At 40.2% G+C, this 18,074-nt stretch carries 15 protein-coding genes; 8 read left to right on the top strand and 7 right to left on the bottom strand.

All coding sequences use genetic code 11. The annotated features are described in order from the left end of the window. Positions 1-166 precede the first annotated feature (166 nt). Positions 167-1,771 (bottom strand): glutamate--cysteine ligase, encoded by a 1,605-nt coding sequence (gene gshA / locus H4J59_RS12595; RefSeq protein ID WP_182239879.1) that lies wholly within the window; start codon positions 1,769-1,771, stop codon positions 167-169. Between the two features lie 388 nt (positions 1,772-2,159). Here gshA and H4J59_RS12590 point away from each other — a divergent pair, with 388 nt between their 5' ends. Beyond that, positions 2,160-3,518, top strand: coding sequence for a Na+/H+ antiporter NhaC family protein (locus H4J59_RS12590; RefSeq protein ID WP_182239877.1), 1,359 nt, complete (start codon positions 2,160-2,162; stop codon positions 3,516-3,518). Continuing rightward, positions 3,518-4,222, top strand: coding sequence for a TIGR01621 family pseudouridine synthase (locus H4J59_RS12585; protein ID WP_182239875.1), 705 nt, complete (start codon positions 3,518-3,520; stop codon positions 4,220-4,222). Before H4J59_RS12590 ends, H4J59_RS12585 begins: the two co-directional genes overlap by 1 nt. A 93-nt stretch (positions 4,223-4,315) precedes the next feature. Here H4J59_RS12585 and H4J59_RS12580 read toward each other — a convergent pair whose 3' ends face one another. Continuing rightward, positions 4,316-5,662 (bottom strand): sodium-dependent transporter, encoded by a 1,347-nt coding sequence (locus H4J59_RS12580; protein ID WP_182239873.1) that lies wholly within the window; start codon positions 5,660-5,662, stop codon positions 4,316-4,318. A 263-nt stretch (positions 5,663-5,925) separates the two neighbouring features. Continuing rightward, positions 5,926-6,408, bottom strand: a complete 483-nt coding sequence (locus H4J59_RS12575; protein WP_182136040.1) for a YajQ family cyclic di-GMP-binding protein — start codon at positions 6,406-6,408, stop codon at positions 5,926-5,928. 228 nt (positions 6,409-6,636) lie between these two features. On the opposite strand from H4J59_RS12575, the gene H4J59_RS12570 reads away from it, so the two are divergent. Together H4J59_RS12570 and H4J59_RS12565 are read left to right on the top strand one after the other, a co-directional pair. After that, positions 6,637-7,020: a VanZ family protein gene (locus H4J59_RS12570; RefSeq protein WP_182239871.1), complete on the top strand. Its 384-nt coding sequence runs from the start codon at positions 6,637-6,639 to the stop codon at positions 7,018-7,020. Continuing rightward, positions 7,017-7,913 (top strand): ketopantoate reductase family protein, encoded by an 897-nt coding sequence (locus tag H4J59_RS12565; RefSeq protein WP_182239869.1) that lies wholly within the window; start codon positions 7,017-7,019, stop codon positions 7,911-7,913. The genes H4J59_RS12570 and H4J59_RS12565 overlap by 4 nt, the downstream gene beginning before the upstream one ends. Positions 7,914-8,243: 330 nt before the next feature. Here H4J59_RS12565 and thiI read toward each other — a convergent pair whose 3' ends face one another. The 3 genes from thiI to pomA form a co-directional block, all read right to left on the bottom strand. Then, positions 8,244-9,698 (bottom strand): tRNA uracil 4-sulfurtransferase ThiI, encoded by a 1,455-nt coding sequence (gene thiI / locus H4J59_RS12560; RefSeq protein ID WP_182239867.1) that lies wholly within the window; start codon positions 9,696-9,698, stop codon positions 8,244-8,246. Between the two features lie 389 nt (positions 9,699-10,087). Continuing rightward, positions 10,088-11,023, bottom strand: a complete 936-nt coding sequence (locus H4J59_RS12555; protein ID WP_182239865.1) for a flagellar motor protein MotB — start codon at positions 11,021-11,023, stop codon at positions 10,088-10,090. Positions 11,024-11,035: 12 nt separating this feature from the next. Next, positions 11,036-11,800, bottom strand: coding sequence for a flagellar motor protein PomA (gene pomA, locus H4J59_RS12550; protein WP_182239863.1), 765 nt, complete (start codon positions 11,798-11,800; stop codon positions 11,036-11,038). Between the two features lie 236 nt (positions 11,801-12,036). Between pomA and xseB the strand changes: the two genes are divergently transcribed. From xseB to H4J59_RS12530, 4 genes are all read left to right on the top strand, one after another. Beyond that, entirely contained in the window at positions 12,037-12,291 is a 255-nt protein-coding gene (gene xseB, locus H4J59_RS12545; protein WP_182198411.1) for an exodeoxyribonuclease VII small subunit, read from the top strand. Beyond that, a complete protein-coding gene (ispA, locus tag H4J59_RS12540; protein WP_182136047.1) occupies positions 12,284-13,174 on the top strand; it encodes a (2E,6E)-farnesyl diphosphate synthase in 891 nt (296 codons plus the stop codon). The genes xseB and ispA overlap by 8 nt, the downstream gene beginning before the upstream one ends. 22 nt (positions 13,175-13,196) lie before the next feature. Beyond that, positions 13,197-15,083 carry a 1-deoxy-D-xylulose-5-phosphate synthase gene (dxs, locus tag H4J59_RS12535; RefSeq protein ID WP_182239859.1) on the top strand — a complete coding sequence of 629 codons (1,887 nt, stop codon included), beginning with the start codon at positions 13,197-13,199 and terminating at the stop codon, positions 15,081-15,083. Positions 15,084-15,290: 207 nt separating this feature from the next. Further along, on the top strand, positions 15,291-16,826 hold the full coding sequence (locus H4J59_RS12530) for an amidase (protein ID WP_182239857.1): 1,536 nt from the start codon (positions 15,291-15,293) through the stop codon (positions 16,824-16,826). Positions 16,827-16,962: 136 nt separating this feature from the next. Here the strand turns inward: H4J59_RS12530 and ribBA are convergent, their stop codons facing one another. Beyond that, a complete protein-coding gene (gene ribBA, locus H4J59_RS12525; protein WP_182239855.1) occupies positions 16,963-18,072 on the bottom strand; it encodes a bifunctional 3,4-dihydroxy-2-butanone-4-phosphate synthase/GTP cyclohydrolase II in 1,110 nt (369 codons plus the stop codon). Positions 18,073-18,074 lie beyond the last annotated feature (2 nt).

The raw sequence follows: 18,074 nt of genomic DNA, 5'->3' as shown, positions 1-18,074 counted from the left end.
CTTCCTGGATTGCTTTCTTATTATTTACAGCGCGTTACCTTAACGCGCTTTTTTTTACTGAAAATTTTACTAACAATTTAGGTAACGGTTACGACGATCATAACCGCCACGGATAATGACAATCGAATGACCGGCGATTACCGTGATATTAAAAGCTAAGTACTACTCAGGAAAAGTAATCCTGTAAAAACGTATCAAAATCTACTTTATCATTTGCTTCAATCTCGGCGTTTTTTTGCAATGAATCGGTGACAGTTTCAATAAAATATTCTTCGTTAAACTCTTGGTAATCATTAGCTAAAAGCTGTTGGCGATAATCAACAGCCTTAGTAAGTGCCATTTTCGTTAATGATTGATTTTCATCCACCACTGCCGCTAAAATTTGTGCTGACGGCGTTAAACTCGCGTCGTTAATTTTAGCCGCTTCCGCCGCCAGTACTTGGCTGTATAACTTACTGTCATTAGCTTGATCTAATAACGTAGCGATACCGGCCATTTTAGCGAAAATTTCGCCACCCCATTGCTGTACAGACTTTTCTGCTGCGCTGTTTGCTAGGTTGTCTTCTGTACTACTTGTTGTAATATCTCGTAATAATAAGCTTGGGTCACGACCTCTTACTACCACAGCATCCATATTTTCTTCACTGGTTGCCTGTGCTTTGCAGTCAAGTATTGGACTCGTTTCCAGCATACAAAAAGTCAGAAAAATGTCTAAAAATCGTACTTGTTCAACCGTAATGCCAGTGGCAGAAAAAGGGTTAACATCAAGTGCTCTAACTTCAATATATTCAACGCCCCTATTGTTTAAAGCTTCTGATGGCTTTTCGCCGGCTTTAGCAACACACTTTGGTCGCACTGGCGCGTATAATTCGTTTTCTATTTGCAAAACATTGCTATTGAGCTGTTGGTACTTACCATCCACTTTAATACCAATTTTCTCAAATTTTTTCGAGGGTAAGTTAATCGCGCTTTTCACCCCGTCTAAGTAGCCTGACAAGTTGTTATAGCAAATTTGCAACGATGACTGTTCACTGTTGGTATAACCTAAATCGCTCATACGTAACGACGTGGCATACTCAAGGTACAAATAACCTTTTTCGGTTTTTTTAAACGGTAAATCAGTCGGTTTATTTTTTAAAAAAGAGCCACAAATAGCGGGTGAACTGCCATATAAATATGGAATCAGCCAGCAAAAACGTTTGTAGTTTCTTAACAGTGCAAAATATTTATCAGAAGTATAATCATCAATGTCATCAGTATTTTTTTCGATGGTCTGCAGCGATTGAAAAAAACTTTTTGGAAAGGAAAAGTTAAAGTGTATGCCAGAGATAACCTGCATCATGCTGCCATAGCGATTTTTTAAGCCTTGGCGATAAACAGTTTTCATTCTACCTATGTTAGATTTACCAAACTGAGCTAAGGGTATTTTATCGTCATCATCAACAAAGCACGGCATACTCATTGGCCATAATAGCTCGCCATCAAGTTGGCTTAAGGTAAACTTTTGCACATCTTCGAGTTGGGCAATAACCGTTTCAGGTTTATAACTGACCGGGGTGATAAATTCCATCAAGGTTTCTGAGTAGTCGGTGGTAATATTAGGGTGGGTTAACGCCGAGCCTAATCGTTCACTGTGCGGGCGTTCAGACAACCCGCCTTGTGGTAGCACCCGAAGTGCTTCACGTTCTATACCTCGACCAAATTGGCTCAAAGAAGTTTGATGCTTTTCTTGAGTAAAAGCCGTGATATATTCGTTTAATGTTAATGTCAAAATAGTTCCTGATGCGTTACGCCAGTGAGTGACTGTTATTTAAGGGTGAAATGTGAATTTTTCAATGGCTACAATGATTTATTATTCTTTAAATATGAGTAGGTCAAGTAAATAAAGTACCAACAAAACGGTAAAAATTTGCTCTCTAACTTTAAACTCACCACCTTACTCTGATAAAATATACGCTATATTGCTGCACTTATCTTTATCTAACTCAGATATTGCAGCAATTCAGTGAAAGTATGTTTCTTTTTTTGAAAATTTTGTCCTCAGGTCTGCAAGCATACAGTTTCTTATTGAATGAGCTTACGGTAAAGTTAACTGCTGTAAATTTTTAAGTTATAGCTACAAGTTCCTCCCCCAAAACATAAAATAATGAAGGTTTACTATGCAAGACAGTGTTTTTAGCTTACTCCCCCCGCTTGTTGCTATTATCATTGCCATATGGCGAAAAAAAGCACTTTTTGCACTTTTATGTGGTGTGATGCTTTGTTATGTCATGATAGCAAATGGCAATCCTATTGACGGTTTAACTGGCACTACACTTGGTATTGCGCAAGTATTTACTTCTTTAGGTAACGTATATATTGTCAGTTTCAGCTTATTAATTGGCGCGTTAGTCACCTTGATGAATCAATCGGGCGCGGTAAACGGCTTTATTAACCACCTCGCCTCATTAAACTTAGTGAAAAACAGCCGACAAGCTAGCATGTTGCCCACGGTGATCGGTACCACCATTTTTACTGATACTAATCTCAGTATGTTTACTGCCGGCATGGCGAGTCAAAAGCTATTCGACCAGCACAAGCTTAGCCGAGCTAGGCTAGCTTACTTGGTTGATTCAACCTGTGCGCCCATCAGTATTTTATTTTTGATTAATGGCTGGGGAGCTTATGTTTTAGGTTTACTTGATGGTTATTCATTTAAGGATCCGGTCGGTATTTTAATTGCTACCATTGGCTATAATTTTTACGCCATTATTGCGGTTGCTTTAGCTTATTACACCGCATTTAGTGGCCGAGTTTTTGGACCATTAAAGCGTGCTGAATCAGTAGTACAAGTGCAAAAAAAAGCCACTGTTGATGATGTTGCCCCCGCCTATATTATGTGGTTCCCGATGCTAACGCTATTAATGGGCACTTTTATACTGCTTTGGTTTACTGGTGACGGTGATATACGTCGAGGCTCTGGTGCTTTCTCTGTGTTTTGGTCTGTGGTTGGTGCGCTAGTATTCTTAGTGCTCTTAATTATCGGCCACAAGCTCATGTCCTGGTCGACTATCGTTAAAACCATTGTTACCGGTATTAAGTATATGTCACCTGTTGTCGCCATTTTAGTGTTGTCGTTTGCTTTTGGCGACGCTATTAAAGCGCTTGGTACCGGGGTTTATGTCAGCCAATTAATTAATGTTGAAGTACCGTTATATCTAATGGCTCCCATTTTATTTATTGCCGCGGCTATAATGGCCTTTGCAACCGGCACATCATGGGGCACCTTTGCGATACTGATCCCCATTGCTGTACCTATCGCGCAACAAAGCGGTTTGCCTATTGAATTTTTGGTGGCTGCTGTTCTTGGTGGCGGTATATTTGGCGATCATGCATCACCTATTTCCGACACTACCATTGTCGCCTCAATTGCCAGTGGCTGTGATCACTTTGAGCACGTTAAAACCCAATTACCTTATGCCTTAGTGGGCGCGGTACTCACACTGATTATTTATATTATCATAGGGTTGAGCTTTTAATGACTGAGCAAACATTAACTGTGATTGATCACCAAGCTGACTTTGTCGTCATTGATAAACCCCAAGGGCTGAGTTTTCATGATGAAGATACCCTTGGCAGCGGTTTATTTTCCCAAATAAAAGCGCAGCTAAAAACCCAGTTTTCCCTCACTGAGCTTTATCCTGTTCATCGATTAGATAAGATGACCTCAGGGTTGATTATAGTGGCTAAAAATAGTGCGACCGCCAGAGCGTTTCAACAACAATTTGAGCAACACCAAGTGCAAAAATATTACCTGGCAATAGCAGAGGGTAAGCCGAAAAAAAAACAAGGTTTAATTAAAGGTGATATGGAGAAAAGCCGCAGAGGTATGTGGAAATTGCTCCGCACTATGGATAATCCAGCCATCAGCCAATTCTTGTCTTTCACTATCGCCGCCAAACAACGGCTCTATTTAATCAAGCCTCATTCGGGTAAAACACATCAAATTAGAGTGGCGCTAAATAGCATAGGCGTACCCATACTGGGTGATCCGCTATACAACAGTGCACTCAATACTGACCGAGGTTATCTACACGCCTTTGCCTTAAGCTTTAGTTTGCACAATAAACAATATCAGTATTGCCTGCCGCCAAGCACGGGGGCTGTTTTCAACAACACTTCAACGCTTGCGGTTATAAAGCAACTGACACCACCATGGCAACAATCATGGCCGGCATTATAATCTATACTTAACCACCATTATGGCAAAAAATAGCATAAGAAAAGGGAGCTAAAATAGCTCCCTTTTTAATCACTAAATTTTAAAGTGGCTTTATTACAATGAATGCCAGAAAACAATACCGATTGCGGTGGGACAAACAAACTTAGTGTACCAAGGCCAAATCTTCCAAAATAACGAATGTTCAACCATATCATTACCTTGCTTGAGTTCATTTAAAATATCATTACGAAACCAAATCCAGCCGACAAACACACAGCACAACATAGCAATCAGTGGCTGACCATAAACGGTAGAAGTCGAAATAACTAAACCAAAAAGCACATCAAAATTAAATACAATTAAGGTACTTAACATAAAGATACCCAGGCCGATAAAGGTGGTGGCTTTTTTCCGTTCAATATTATGGCGTTCTACCACAAAAGAAACCGGCCCTTCTAACATTGAAATGCTCGATGTTAACGCGGCAATTGACATTAAAACAAAAAAACCAAAGCCAACAAATAAACCAATAGCCCCCATGCCGTCGAATAACGTCGGTAAGACATCAAAAACTAAATTAGGACCAGAAATTAAACTACCATCTGCACTAAAGATGGCGACACCTTGTGCCTGAGCAACATACATGGATGGAATAATAAGCAAACCGGCCAGGAAGGCAATCGAGACGTCAATTAAGGTCACTTGCGCACCAAGCGATACTAAGTTTTCACTTTTAGATATATATGAACCATAAATCACCATCACACTAGTTCCTAGTGACAAAGAAAAGAAAGCTTGCCCCAATGCGCTAATCAGTAAATCAGGCTCAAATAAACGAGAAATATCAGGATTTAAATACGCCGCGAAGCCTTCTTTTGCCCCTTCTAACGTAAAGACATAGAAGATCAATAAAATCAGCAAACCTATTAGCATAGGCATTAAGCGCTTAGACCATTTTTCAATACCCTGCTCAACACCTCGGCGAATAATCGCGATAGTAAGCATCATAAATAACGCAGAAAAAATTAAATTACGCGCTATAGATTGTGAGGTTAGCCAGTTTGACGCTTCATTAAAGCCCAACAAAGTCGTCATCGGCTCAATCGCGAATGACATCATCCAACCCGCTAAAATGCCATAAAAGCTTAAAATTAATGCCGCACAAACAATACCGCCAAAGCCAACGACAAAAGCAAAACGTTTGTGAAAAATATTGCGTGATATTTTTTGTAGTGACGTCACCGCATTGGCTTGGCCATATCGCCCTATCAGTAACTCCGCCATAAAAGCGGGATACGCTAAACAAAAGGCAAGCACTAAATACACTAGCACAAATGCAGCGCCGCCATTGCTTGCCGTTTGGGTTGGAAAACCCCATATATTACCTAACCCTACCGCAGAACCCGCCGCCGCCATGATAAAACCAAAACGAGAACTGAACGCACCTCTAGAAGCAGCCATTTAAAACCATCATTATTATTATTTGAATAAGCTAATTTACTTAAAGTATTAAGAAATAAACAGTGTTTGTTGGTAAAAAAGCTCATGAAAGTGCTTTTAATCGCTATTTTTCGCGTAAACATTTCATTACTGGCTAAATTACAGTCAATAGTATTTTTATGACTAGCTATAGCTTTGAGAACGATTAAAGCTAAAAAAAGAGGCCAAAGCCTCTTTTAAAAATTCGACACTAACCAATAGAAAATAATGCTATGACTAGCGCATTAATCTCTAAAATTATTATATTGAAATGATTGTTCAAACTCATTTTCTCTGAGTAATTGCATTACCGCTTGTAAATCGTCACGCTTTTTACCGGTAACGCGCACTTGTTCACCTTGAATTGAAGCCTGCACTTTTAACTTGCTGTCTTTGATCAATTTAACCACTTTCTTGGCCACCAATTGTTCGATGCCTTCTTTAAAAGTCGCCTCTTGGCTAAAGTTTTTCCCTGTGTGCTCAGTGTTGCTCAGTGTCAGCGCTTTAGCATCAATATTGCGTTTGACTAATTGGCTTCTTAGCACATCCGCCATTTGCTTAAGTTGAAAGTCAGCATCACCTTTCATCGTTACTGTTGGCGTTTTCCAAGTAAAGCTTGCGTCTGCACCTCGAAAGTCAAATCGAGTCGATAACTCACGGTTAGCATTTTCAGTTGCGTTTCTAACTTCTTCCAAATTAATTTCGGAAACAATATCCATTGAAGGCATGATGATTCTCTATCTAACAATAATTAGGCATATATTATCAATATATGAAATTAATACCAATGCACAAGATAACAAATTATTGCTTTGACTAGGAATAATAGCCGTTGAATTAACTCAGCGATCGATTATTTATGTTAATTGAAATAAAGCCTTTAGTTCAAAACAACAATGATAGTTTTCATTGCTTAGCACTGATATGATTAATAACATCTGATTTTATTAAGCACAATGACCTACACCGCAATGAAAAGTCGCTATCACTTATCTATTCTCGCCATTATTGTCATGCTATTTTTTTGCTTTTATTTTAGTTCTGAAGACTTGAGACGCATGGTTTTTCGTAGCACAGAAATCGACTCTATTGGCCATATTATCAGTTTTTTTTGCTTAACTTGGGTGCTACACAGCATATTAAAACTGCCGTTATTTAATACCATGTTAACCGTCGCTTTTTACGGCATACTCACCGAGTTAGGACAATATTATTTAGGCTTTCGCAGTGCGCAAGTAAGTGATTTTATTTCTGATTTAATCGGTATAGCGTTATTTGGCGTTATTAGATGGGCAATTTTGATCTACCGTAATCGTTCGAGTAATAAGTCAACATCATGAATATTGTGGTTATTGGCCAAGGCGCTATCGGACTGCTCTGGTATCATCATTTAACTAAAGCGCAGAAAAACTCAGTCAGTTTATCCTGCTCAGCAAGTGCAAGCTCTGTGCCTAGACATTACCACTTTACTGACCTTAACAACCACAGCGCACAGGGTTTATTAACGCTCGCCAATAACACTAGCTTTGCCAAGGCAGACTTGATATTGCTCTGCGTAAAGTCTTATCAGGTTAAAGCCGCCATAGCAGCTTTAACCAATAAAACATCAACTCAAGCCATCATTGTTTTTTGTCATAATGGTATGGGCGCATACCAGGACTTAGCCAAACTTCAGCAACCTTGTTTAGCGCTATTAACCACCCATGGCTGTAAAATAACCCGCCCTTTTCATGCTCAGCACACGGGTTTAGGTCACCATGATTTAGGCTTGATTTCTGGTGATATGAGCTCAACAATACGTGATGAACTTACCGCCACATTGGGCCAAGCTTTGCCAATATTGACCTTTACAGAGAATATTAAAGACAAGCAATGGCTTAAATTAGCGATAAATTGTGTTATTAACCCGATAACCGCGATAGAAAACATCGATAATGGTCAGCTACTTGATGATAAATTCAAGTCACTCATCACTAAATTAATTCATGAGATCATCGCTGTAGCGGCTTATGAAAACATTAACTTTGACTTTAACGAACTGCAAGCAAGCATACTGCAGGTAGCGAGAAACACCACTAAAAATTGCTCTTCAATGCGTAGTGATATTCTACAGCAACGAAAAACTGAGATTGATTATATCAATGGCTACATTGTTAATCTGGCTAGAAAGGCAGGTCTTGGTGTCCCCCAAAATGAAAAAATAATACAGCAAGTTAGAGCGTTAGAAGTTTAGTACTCTGACATACTTAACATTAAAAAACCCTTAAACAATGACTTATTTAAGGGTTTTTTAATGTTAACTATAGCCGTTGAACCTATAGCGTTATTTAGCTGTAGTTGTCGTTGATTTTTGTCGTCTCAAATAAAATCAACTGGGCTATTCATAACTAGGCTATGTATAAATAGCCTATGCATATTTGGCCCATTAGGTTAATTGCCTATTTAACGCTTGCCGGACTTAAATTCGACCTAGAAAAAATGGCCCAATACGCTATTATCTCCTAGGTTCCATTTAGGCTAGACTTAATCAGCGAACAACATTTTGGTGAAACAGAGTGGTTACTTATGGCCGATACACTTTCACATTAGTAAAGCCTGCACCTAATAAATAGAGCGCCTGCAATTTACTCATCACACCTTGGTCGCAATAAAGTAAATAATCTTTAGACTTATCTAAGTCACCAAATTGACTGGTTAGCTTGTAGAATGGTAAATGTATAACCTCTACACCTTCTAACGCTAATGGATTGTCATCTTCTTCGTCGGGACTACGAATGTCTAGCACAACTGCATTGGCAGGAATGTTATCTAAGGTGTCCACCGCATGAATTTCTGCTTCACTTTCTTTGCCAATATCACGAATATCAAATATGCGTGTTTCATCAACGACTTTGTCAAGAATTGAGAAGTCAAAGTTTGCTTCTTCTGCTTCAACTTTAGACAATACCGCTTTTACCGTTGGCTTTTTAGAAATAACACCACAATATTCAGGAATGGTTTTGGCAAAGTCTTCCGTACCAATTTTACGCGCAATATCAATAATATCTTGTTTATCGTAGGCGGCTAATGGTCGTAAAATCAAGGTGTCTGTCACCCGATTAATAACGTTCAAGTTAGTTAATGTTTGACTAGATACCTGGCCTATTGCTTCACCGGTCACTAAAGCTTGAATACCCATTTTGTCGGCTATTGTGGTTGCCGCTCGCATCATCATACGCTTAAGCACAACACCCATTAGACCGTTTTCAATGTTCTCTAGTATTTCTGCAACTACGGGTTCAAAATCAACCGCGAAAAACTTCACTCGATGTGACGCGCCGTATTTATTCCATAAATAGTAACTGACTTGCTTAACACCCACTTCATGCGCCGCACCGCCTAAATTAAAAAAACAATAATGCGTTCGGGCACCTTTTTTAATCATTTGATAACTAGCAACACCTGAATCAAAACCACCCGACATTAGCGATAGCACATCTTCTTGTGTGGCAATGGGAAAACCGCCCATACCTTTGTGACGCTGGGTAACAATATATAAATGTGTGTTTTTAATTTCTAAATACACAGTTATATCAGGTTTTGTCAATTTAACGCTAGCAGATTCAACGTGCAAATTTAGTCCACTGCCGACATATTTTTCGACGTCCATGGAATTAAAGTCGTGCTTACCTGAACGCTTTACTCTGACAGAAAATGTTTTGTTTTCGATATTCTTAGCATGAACCGCTAAGGTTTTTTCACAAATATCATTAAGGTCAGTAAAGCTGGCTTGTTGCACTTCGAGAAACGTCGGGATGCCTGGCGTGGATTTTAAGGTCTCTATTAATTTTAAACGGTTTTCGGGGCTATTATTGGCCGTATTAACTTCAATGTTGTCCCAGTGCATTTGTGTTGTCACTTGTTCATCAACACGACGTAGCACATTTTTTATACTTGATTCTAAAATCTTAGTAAAACGCTTACGCACTGGACGGCTTTTAATGGTTATTTCAGCCTGTAGCTTAACAATGAATCTCATCAACAATAACGCCCTTATTTAGAATGGCGCGCATTATATACCTGTTCTACTCTAATATGCAATTTCAGCGCTAAGCACCCTAATATAAAATGATAACGGCTTGTCTGCTAGGTAATAAACATTAACTGTAAAATAATGCCAAAGCGTTTAAGTATAAAGCGCTCTTAAATTAGAAAAGTTATTCATCTTAAAACCTGTTATTGCACAATAGTTAGCGTATATCTCTATGCACAACAAAATAATCAAGGTAATGGCGTGTGCTTAACGTGCAAAAATCTGCCTATTTAAAAGCAGTAGCGATAGACTAGATTTAAGCTCAGCCATAAAAAAGGAGTACCTCATTGGTACTCCTCATATAATTTGCTTTCAGGTGAGATAAATTTTTATCATCACTGGATTGAAATTGGCGCTGTTTCTTTCGCTTTACCTTGGTTAATAGCAATTTCAACCCGACGATTTCGACGACGATTTAAGCGATTAGTATTAGGCACTAATGGCCGTGTATCCGCATGGCCAACAACCAGTAAACGAGACTGGTCAAAATCAGGCACTTTAATGATTTCATGCGCAATAGCCACAGCGCGTTTACTTGATAAGTCCCAATTAGAGGTAAACAATTCAGAACTTATACCTTGGTTATCGGTGTTGCCAGAGATCATGATCTCACCGGGCACAGTATTTAATAACAAACCAATTTCTCGCATTATGGGTTTAAATTGGGGTTGTAAGAATGCTGAGCCGGATGGAAATGAGCCGTTTTCACGAATGCGAATAATAACTTGCTGCCCCAATGACTCTAACTCAATAGCGCCGTCTTGAATTTGTTTTTCTAATTGCTCCGCTATTTTTTTCACTAGATCATTAACTTGCTCTTGAGACGCTTGCTCTAGTTTATCTCTAGCTTGTTGTGATGCCGGTGTTGAGGTGGCATCTGCAGTGTTTTGTGATTGACCACCGCGTTGGGTGCCGCGTTGCTCTTGTCGACCACCGGCGGAGGTTTCATCACCTGCTTGAAATTCCAACATTTGTTGGGTCATTTCCATCGTTTGTTGTTGAATAACTTCAATCGGGGTTGGTTCAGGTTTACCTGGGCGAAATTCCTGAGCAATAATACTGGTGCCTTTAGGGATGTCTTTTACTTCTATTTTATTTTGTACACCAAAGGCAAATTTCATTGAGCCCGCAATTTGCTTAAACTTTAATACGTCCATTTCAGAAAATGATAAAAGTAAGACGAAAAAACACATCAATAGCGACATTAAGTCGGCAAATGTGCCCATCCATGCCGGTAACCCTGGGGGTGGGCATTTACATTTATCTGCCATAATTGACTCCCCCTACTCTTCAGTTGTATTAACAGCGCGCTTACCTTCAGCAAGGTAGCTCTTTAGCAAGCCTTCAATAACACGTGGATTTTGACCATCCTGAATACCTAAAACGGCATCAAGCACCAGTTCTTGATTCATTTTTTCTTCTGCTAAACGTAATTTTAATTTAGACGCGATAGGTATCGCAATAACATTCGCCAAAAATGCACCGTATAAGGTTGTTAGCAATGCGACCGCCATGGCCGGACCAATTGCTTTTGGGTCATCCATATTAGATAACATAGCAACCAAACCAATCAAGGTGCCTATCATGCCCATAGCGGGTGCAACATCGGCTAGGGCCATCATCATGTTTGAGCCGGTTTCATGACGTTCGGTCGTAAGGTCGATATCTTTTTGCATCGTGGTTCGCACAACATCAGCATCATGGCCATCAACCAACATATCGACACCCTTTTGCATAAAAGCATTTGAAATTTCAGCTTCCTCTAGGGCTAAAAAACCACCTTTACGAGCTGCATCAGCCATTTCTACTGACTTTTCAATTAACTCTTCTGGTGTTTCCAATTTAAACATGAAGGATTTACCAATAATTTTTCCAATACCAAAGAACTGGCCTAAATTATAATTGGATAAAACAACAAAAATCGAACCACCAAAGACAATAATCACCGACTGAGTATCTAAAAACATGCTAATGTCGCCAGCGAGTAACATCGCCATAACCAGTAACCCTATTGCACCGACTATGCCTATTAATGTTGCTAAATCCACAAATGCCTCCGATAAATTTTCTTAGATATACTCATTAGGCTGATAATACCTGATGAATAGGTCTGACGCGAATACTTATATTTTTCGTTATACCTGTGTTATCGCCCATATTGTCAATAACTTAAGAAGCTAATATCAATATTATCGCTATCAGCAGCAATTCATCATTAATTGACCCCGCGCCCTAGCTAAGGTAAGTTTGCGCCTAGAGTTCATATCACGCAAAAAAAAAGTCCATGGCCAGAAAAAAAATTGAAAACTTAAGCTTTGAAGAATCATTAGTTGAATTAGAAACCATTGTGAAAAATTTAGAGCAAGGTGATCTTAACCTTGAAGACTCAATGGCCTTATTTGAACGTGGCCTGCACCTGAGCCAGCATAATCAAGAAAAACTTAAAGGTGCCGAACAGCAAATTAATATTTTGCTGGAAAAAAACGGCCAAGCGCCATTAGAAAAATTTAATACCGATGAGACTAACATCCGTGACTAAACTCGCCCATATTGATGATGTGCAAACGCGCATTAATGATTATCTCAGTAAAAAGCTTGCAAGCTTAACACTTAACGATGAAAAGTTATTAGCCGCTATGCGCTACGGCTTACTCATTGGGGGTAAGCGTATGCGGCCATATTTAGCTTATATTACCGGGGCAACATTAGACGCCACGCAAAGTGATATTGACGGTGTAGCAGCTGCCATAGAGTGCATTCATGCTTATTCACTGTTGCATGATGACTTACCGGCAATGGACGACGATGATTTGCGTCGCGGCCAACCCACTTGTCATAAAGCTTTTGATGAAGCGACCGCTATTCTTGCTGGTGATAGTTTGCAAACGCTAGCGTTTGATATTATTGCCAACCATGAGTTTTCTGAGGCTGTGGACACTAAGCGCATTAATTTATTACGCCACCTTGTCAATGCCGCCGGTTATCAAGGCATGTGTGGTGGCCAAGCATTAGATTTAGCCGCCACTGATAAAGCTATTTCACTGGCCGCATTAGAAAATTTACACTCGTTAAAAACCGGCGCTTTACTTGAAGCTTCGGTAAAAATGGCCGCAGAATGTAGCAATAAAGCCACGCTATATGACAAAGAACAATTAGCCCTTTATGCTAAGCTTGTTGGCTTGGCTTACCAAGTACGTGATGACATTATCGATATAACATCAACAGAAGAAGAGCTGGGTAAACCCACGGGCTCTGACCTTGCCGCCAATAAAAGTACCTATCCCGCATTGTTAGGTTTACAAGGCGCACAAGAAAAGGCCGAAAACTTATATCAACAAGCGCTTCAAGCTTTAGCCACTTTGCCTTACAATACCCAGAGCTTGTCCGACTTTGCGACTTTCATTGTCAGCCGCAAACATTAATTTTTAAATTTAATAGAATCATATGACTATAAACTTAACTGAATATCCTTTATTGGCCAAGATCAATTTCCCGGCTGATTTACGAAAATTAGAGCAAAAGCAATTAACAAAAGTCAGTGAAGAGCTAAGACGTTATCTTTTAAATTCTGTCAGTAAAAGTAGCGGTCACTTTGCCTCGGGCTTAGGTACCATTGAATTAACCGTTGCCTTACATTATGTTTATAACACGCCATTTGACCATTTACTTTGGGATGTTGGACACCAAGCATACCCACACAAAATACTCACTGGCCGACGTGATCAACTGCACACTATTCGACAAAAAGACGGCTTGCACCCATTTCCATGGCGTGAAGAAAGTGAATACGACGTGCTTAGTGTCGGTCACTCAAGCACTTCAATTTCTGCTGCATTAGGCTTAGCCGTTGCGGCTGATCAAGAAGCAAAAAATCGTAAGGTGGTTACAGTCATTGGTGACGGCGCCATGACAGCAGGCATGGCTTTTGAAGCTTTAAATCATGCCGGTGATATCAATAAAAACATGTTAGTTATCTTAAACGATAACGAAATGTCGATATCGGAAAATGTCGGTGCGTTGAATAATCATCTAGCAAAATTACTTTCTGGCAGCATATATACCGGTATCCGTGAAGGGAGTAAACGCATACTTGAAAACATTCCACCGATTAAAGAATTAGCGAGTCGTGCTGAAGAGCATTTAAAAGGTATGGTTGTGCCAAGCTCCTTATTTGAAGAACTGGGTTTTAACTACATTGGTCCCATTGATGGTCATGACGTAAATGGCTTAGTGGCGACTATTTCTAATATGCGTAACCTCAAAGGACCACAATTACTGCATATTGCCACTAAAAAAGGTAAAGGTTATCAACAGGCTGAACAAGATCCAATCAAGTATCATGCCGTACCTAAATTTGATCACACAGAAACAAGCCTACCTAAAAGCGCGCCAAGCTTGCCCACTTATTCAGCCATATTTGGTGATTGGTTATGTAAAGTGGCTGAGCAAGATAGTCAGCTTGCCGCAATTACGCCAGCCATGCGTGAAGGCTCAGGTATGGTAGAGTTTAGCCAGCGCTTTCCCAAGCAGTATTATGATGTGGCTATTGCTGAACAACATGCAGTCACCTTTGCTGCCGGCCTAGCTATTGGTGGACAAAAACCTGTGGTGGCTATTTATTCGAGCTTTTTACAACGCGGTTATGATCAATTTATTCATGACGTGGCGATTCAAAATTTACCGGTATTATTTGCCATTGACAGAGCCGGTATTGTCGGCGCTGATGGTGCGACGCATCAAGGTGCGTTTGATTTAAGTTTCATGCGTTGCATTCCTAACCTCACTATCATGACGCCCTCTGATGAACGCGAATGTCAGCTAATGCTAAATACCGGTTATCAGTTAAATACCCCTGCCGCCGTGCGCTACCCTCGTGGCAGTGGCAATGGTGCAACACTACCGGCAATATCAGAAACACTTGAGATCGGCAAAGCTAATATTATTCGTGCGATAGACGATAACATCCAGGTGCCAAGTAAAGTGGCTGTGCTTAACTTCGGTACTCTATTAACGCAAGCGAAAATAGCGGCAGAAACCCTTAACGCCACTTTAGTTGATATGCGCTTTGTTAAACCCTTAGATCAAGCGCTTATCAACACACTATGTGCCAGTCACGACTGTATTGTTACCGTTGAAGACAACGCCATTGCTGGTGGTGCCGGCTCTGGTGTTAACGAATTTGTCTTAAGCCAAGGTATCGCGAAAAAAATTCTCAATATAGGCTTACCTGATAGTTTTATTAAGCACGGCACCCAAGCAGAAATTCATCAGGAATTAGGCTTAGATAGCCAAGGGATAATCGAGAAAATCAAACAATTTATGCAACTATAAAAGCCTTAATTCACCGCTAATAGCAAACACGCCATTTGACAAAGCAAATGGCGTACTTCCTTACTCGACACTAAACACAGTACAAACACATTTCGTCAAAAAATGTTTACCTCTCATGCTAAACCTCACTACCACGCTTACCTTTAAGGCTCGACAAGTGGCTTTTTTTAACGTTATATAAGCGTACAAATAATAAAAGGAAGTACCATGCGAATTTTTATTAGCATTATAGCAGCGCTAATGCTCTGCACTTTGTCAGCTTGTTCAAAAACAAATATAAATCATCACGAATTAACGGTGACAAAAGTTCACCGCATGATGGAAAATAAACAGCTAACAAGTGAAGAGTTGGTCAACTATTACTTAGCGCGAATAACCAAAATTGATGACCAAGGCCCACAACTAAACGCTGTAGTTCAGCTCAATGAAAATGCGCTTAAAAGAGCGCAAGAGCTTGATGCGATTTATAAAAAATCAGGCAAAGTAGGACCATTACACGGCATTCCTGTTTTATTAAAAGATAATATCGATACTATTGACGGTATGGCCAATACTGCAGGCTCTTGGGCGTTAAAAAACCACTACCCTAAAAATGATGCTTTTTTGGTTCAGCAACTTAAAAATGCTGGTGCGATTATTTTAGGAAAAACAAATTTAAGTGAGTGGGCAAACTTTCGTTCAACCTCGTCGTCAAGTGGTTGGAGTGGCCTATGGGGGCAAAGTAAAAACCCATACGACTTAACTACAAGCCCATGTGGGTCGAGTGCAGGCTCTGGTGTAGCCATTGCAGCAGATCTGGCATTATTGGCTGTAGGTACAGAAACAGACGGCTCTGTAACCTGTCCATCAGCAATAAACGGTATTGTCGGTATCAAGCCTACTTTAGGTACCATAAGTCGAGATGGCATTATCCCTATCGCCCATAGCCAAGATACTGCTGGCCCAATGGCGCGCACAGTAACTGACGCTGTGCTTTTGCTTGACGCATTAACTGCGGTCGACAACAGTGACCATGGTGCACTATCGACTACCACTGATTATATTAGTCATTTAAAAATAGGCGGCATTAAAGGCAAACGCATCGGGGTTGCCCGAAACCTTATGGGTTATCATGGCCAACTTGATGCGGTCTTTGAACAAGCTATTGCCGACTTACAAGCTCAAGGCGGAATTATTGTTGATGCAACTAATTTCACCAATACTGATGCTTGGGGTGACGCAGAGTTTGAAGTGCTGCTATACGAATTTAAACAGGGTTTAAATGCTTACCTTGCAGACACAGGTGATAATATCCCTAAGTCACTTGCAGCCTTAATTGCCTTTAATCTTGCAAACGCGGATAAAGAAATGCTTTATTTTAAACAAGAAATATTTGAGATGGCACAAGCTAAAGGAGCACTCACTGATGAGCGTTATCGTGCAGCATTACTGCTAGCAAAAAAATCAACTCAAGACGAAGGTATTGATGCCCTCTTGGCTGAACACCAGCTTGATCTGATAATTGCACCAACAACCGGGCCAGCTTGGAAAACTGATTGGATAAACGGTGATCATTATTTAGGCGCAGCGTCCTCTGCTGCAGCCATTTCCGGTTATCCCCATATTACAGTGCCTATGGGCTATGTTCATGGCTTACCTGTTGGTTTATCAATGTTTTCAGGTAAATTACAAGAAGGTAAACTGATTGAAGTTGCCTATGATTATGAGCAATCAACATTACATAGAAAATCGCCAGAGCTTTAAATATTGTTGACCTGAGTTTCATATGGCATCAAAAAAGCGATTTGAATGACTTCAAATCGCTTTTTTACTTGTCGCACCTTAGCTATATCGCACTCACTTAGCCGTGAAATAGTAACAATATTCACTAAAAAATTGTTTACTCAGCAATATATTCCACGACTTCTAAGCCAAAGCCTGAAAGCGAGTGATATTTCGTTTGTGAGCTTAATAAGCGCATTTTACTGACACCTAGATTAGCTAAAATTTGCGATCCAACACCAACGTTACGTGAACCGACATGACGTTTCACTTCTTTCACGGTTTCACCCGCGTCAAGCTTAGCGTATTTCTGTACTTGGGCAATAAGCTCTATAGGTGACTCGTGCTTGCCTAATAAGACTAATACACCACCCTCTTTGCCAATTTTTTCCATTGCACTCGACATCGGCCATTTAGCGACACTTTCACGTTGACTCAATAATAAGTCTGTAAAGGTATTTTCTAAGTGCACACGCACTAATGTTGGCTCTTCAGGCTTAATTTCACCTTTAGTTAAGGCAAAGTGTGCTTGGCCGTCAATAGTGTCTTTAAATACGGTTAAATCAAAATCACCAAATTCGGTCGGTAATTTACACTTTGAGATCCGTTCAATAGTGGTTTCGTTAGCATTACGATATTCAATTAAATCCGCAATAGTCCCCATTTTTATGCCATGTTTTTCAGCAATAATTTCTAGGTCTGGACGACGCGCCATGGTGCCATCTTCATTTAATATCTCAACAATAACCGCTGCGGCTTCAAGGCCAGCTAAACGCGCTAAGTCAACACCGGCTTCGGTATGACCCGCACGGTTTAACACACCACCATCTTTGGCAATCAGTGGGAAAATATGGCCAGGCTGCACAATCGAGTTGTGATCAGCGTCTTTACCAACCGCGGCTAAAACGGTTGTAGCACGATCAGCGGCAGAAATACCGGTAGTTACGCCTTCAGCCGCTTCAATAGAGACAGTGAAATTAGTGGTGAACTGGGCGTCGTTTTTATCGACCATTAACGGTAACTTTAACAACTCGCAACGCGTGGCCGACATTGGCATACAAATAAGACCACGACCATGTGTTGCCATAAAGTTTATCGCTTCAGGCGTTACTTTTTCTGCCGCCATAATGAAGTCACCTTCATTCTCGCGATCTTCATCATCCATTAAGATGACCATTTTACCTTGAGCTATATCGTCGATAATCTCTTGTGGCGTATGTAAATTCATGA

It is taken from the genome of Colwellia sp. MB02u-10 (assembly GCF_014077185.1).
Classification (GTDB): Bacteria; Pseudomonadota; Gammaproteobacteria; order Enterobacterales; family Alteromonadaceae; genus Cognaticolwellia.
This window is presented reverse-complemented; position numbering and strand designations above follow the sequence as displayed.

Excerpts from the sequence above, each read along its gene's own strand:
- ribBA (WP_182239855.1), bottom strand. The coding sequence starts at position 18,072 with ATGAATTTACATACGCCACAAGAGATTATCGACGATATAGCTCAAGGT.
- H4J59_RS12555 (WP_182239865.1), bottom strand. The coding sequence starts at position 11,023 with ATGGCAGATAAATGTAAATGCCCACCCCCAGGGTTACCGGCATGGATG.
- H4J59_RS12570 (WP_182239871.1), top strand. The coding sequence starts at position 6,637 with ATGACCTACACCGCAATGAAAAGTCGCTATCACTTATCTATTCTCGCC.
- H4J59_RS12590 (WP_182239877.1), top strand. The coding sequence starts at position 2,160 with ATGCAAGACAGTGTTTTTAGCTTACTCCCCCCGCTTGTTGCTATTATC.
- H4J59_RS12565 (WP_182239869.1), top strand. The coding sequence starts at position 7,017 with ATGAATATTGTGGTTATTGGCCAAGGCGCTATCGGACTGCTCTGGTAT.
- H4J59_RS12575 (WP_182136040.1), bottom strand. The coding sequence starts at position 6,408 with ATGCCTTCAATGGATATTGTTTCCGAAATTAATTTGGAAGAAGTTAGA.
- thiI (WP_182239867.1), bottom strand. The coding sequence starts at position 9,698 with ATGAGATTCATTGTTAAGCTACAGGCTGAAATAACCATTAAAAGCCGT.
- H4J59_RS12585 (WP_182239875.1), top strand. The coding sequence starts at position 3,518 with ATGACTGAGCAAACATTAACTGTGATTGATCACCAAGCTGACTTTGTC.
- H4J59_RS12530 (WP_182239857.1), top strand. The coding sequence starts at position 15,291 with ATGCGAATTTTTATTAGCATTATAGCAGCGCTAATGCTCTGCACTTTG.
- H4J59_RS12580 (WP_182239873.1), bottom strand. The coding sequence starts at position 5,662 with ATGGCTGCTTCTAGAGGTGCGTTCAGTTCTCGTTTTGGTTTTATCATG.
- xseB (WP_182198411.1), top strand. The coding sequence starts at position 12,037 with ATGGCCAGAAAAAAAATTGAAAACTTAAGCTTTGAAGAATCATTAGTT.
- dxs (WP_182239859.1), top strand. The coding sequence starts at position 13,197 with ATGACTATAAACTTAACTGAATATCCTTTATTGGCCAAGATCAATTTC.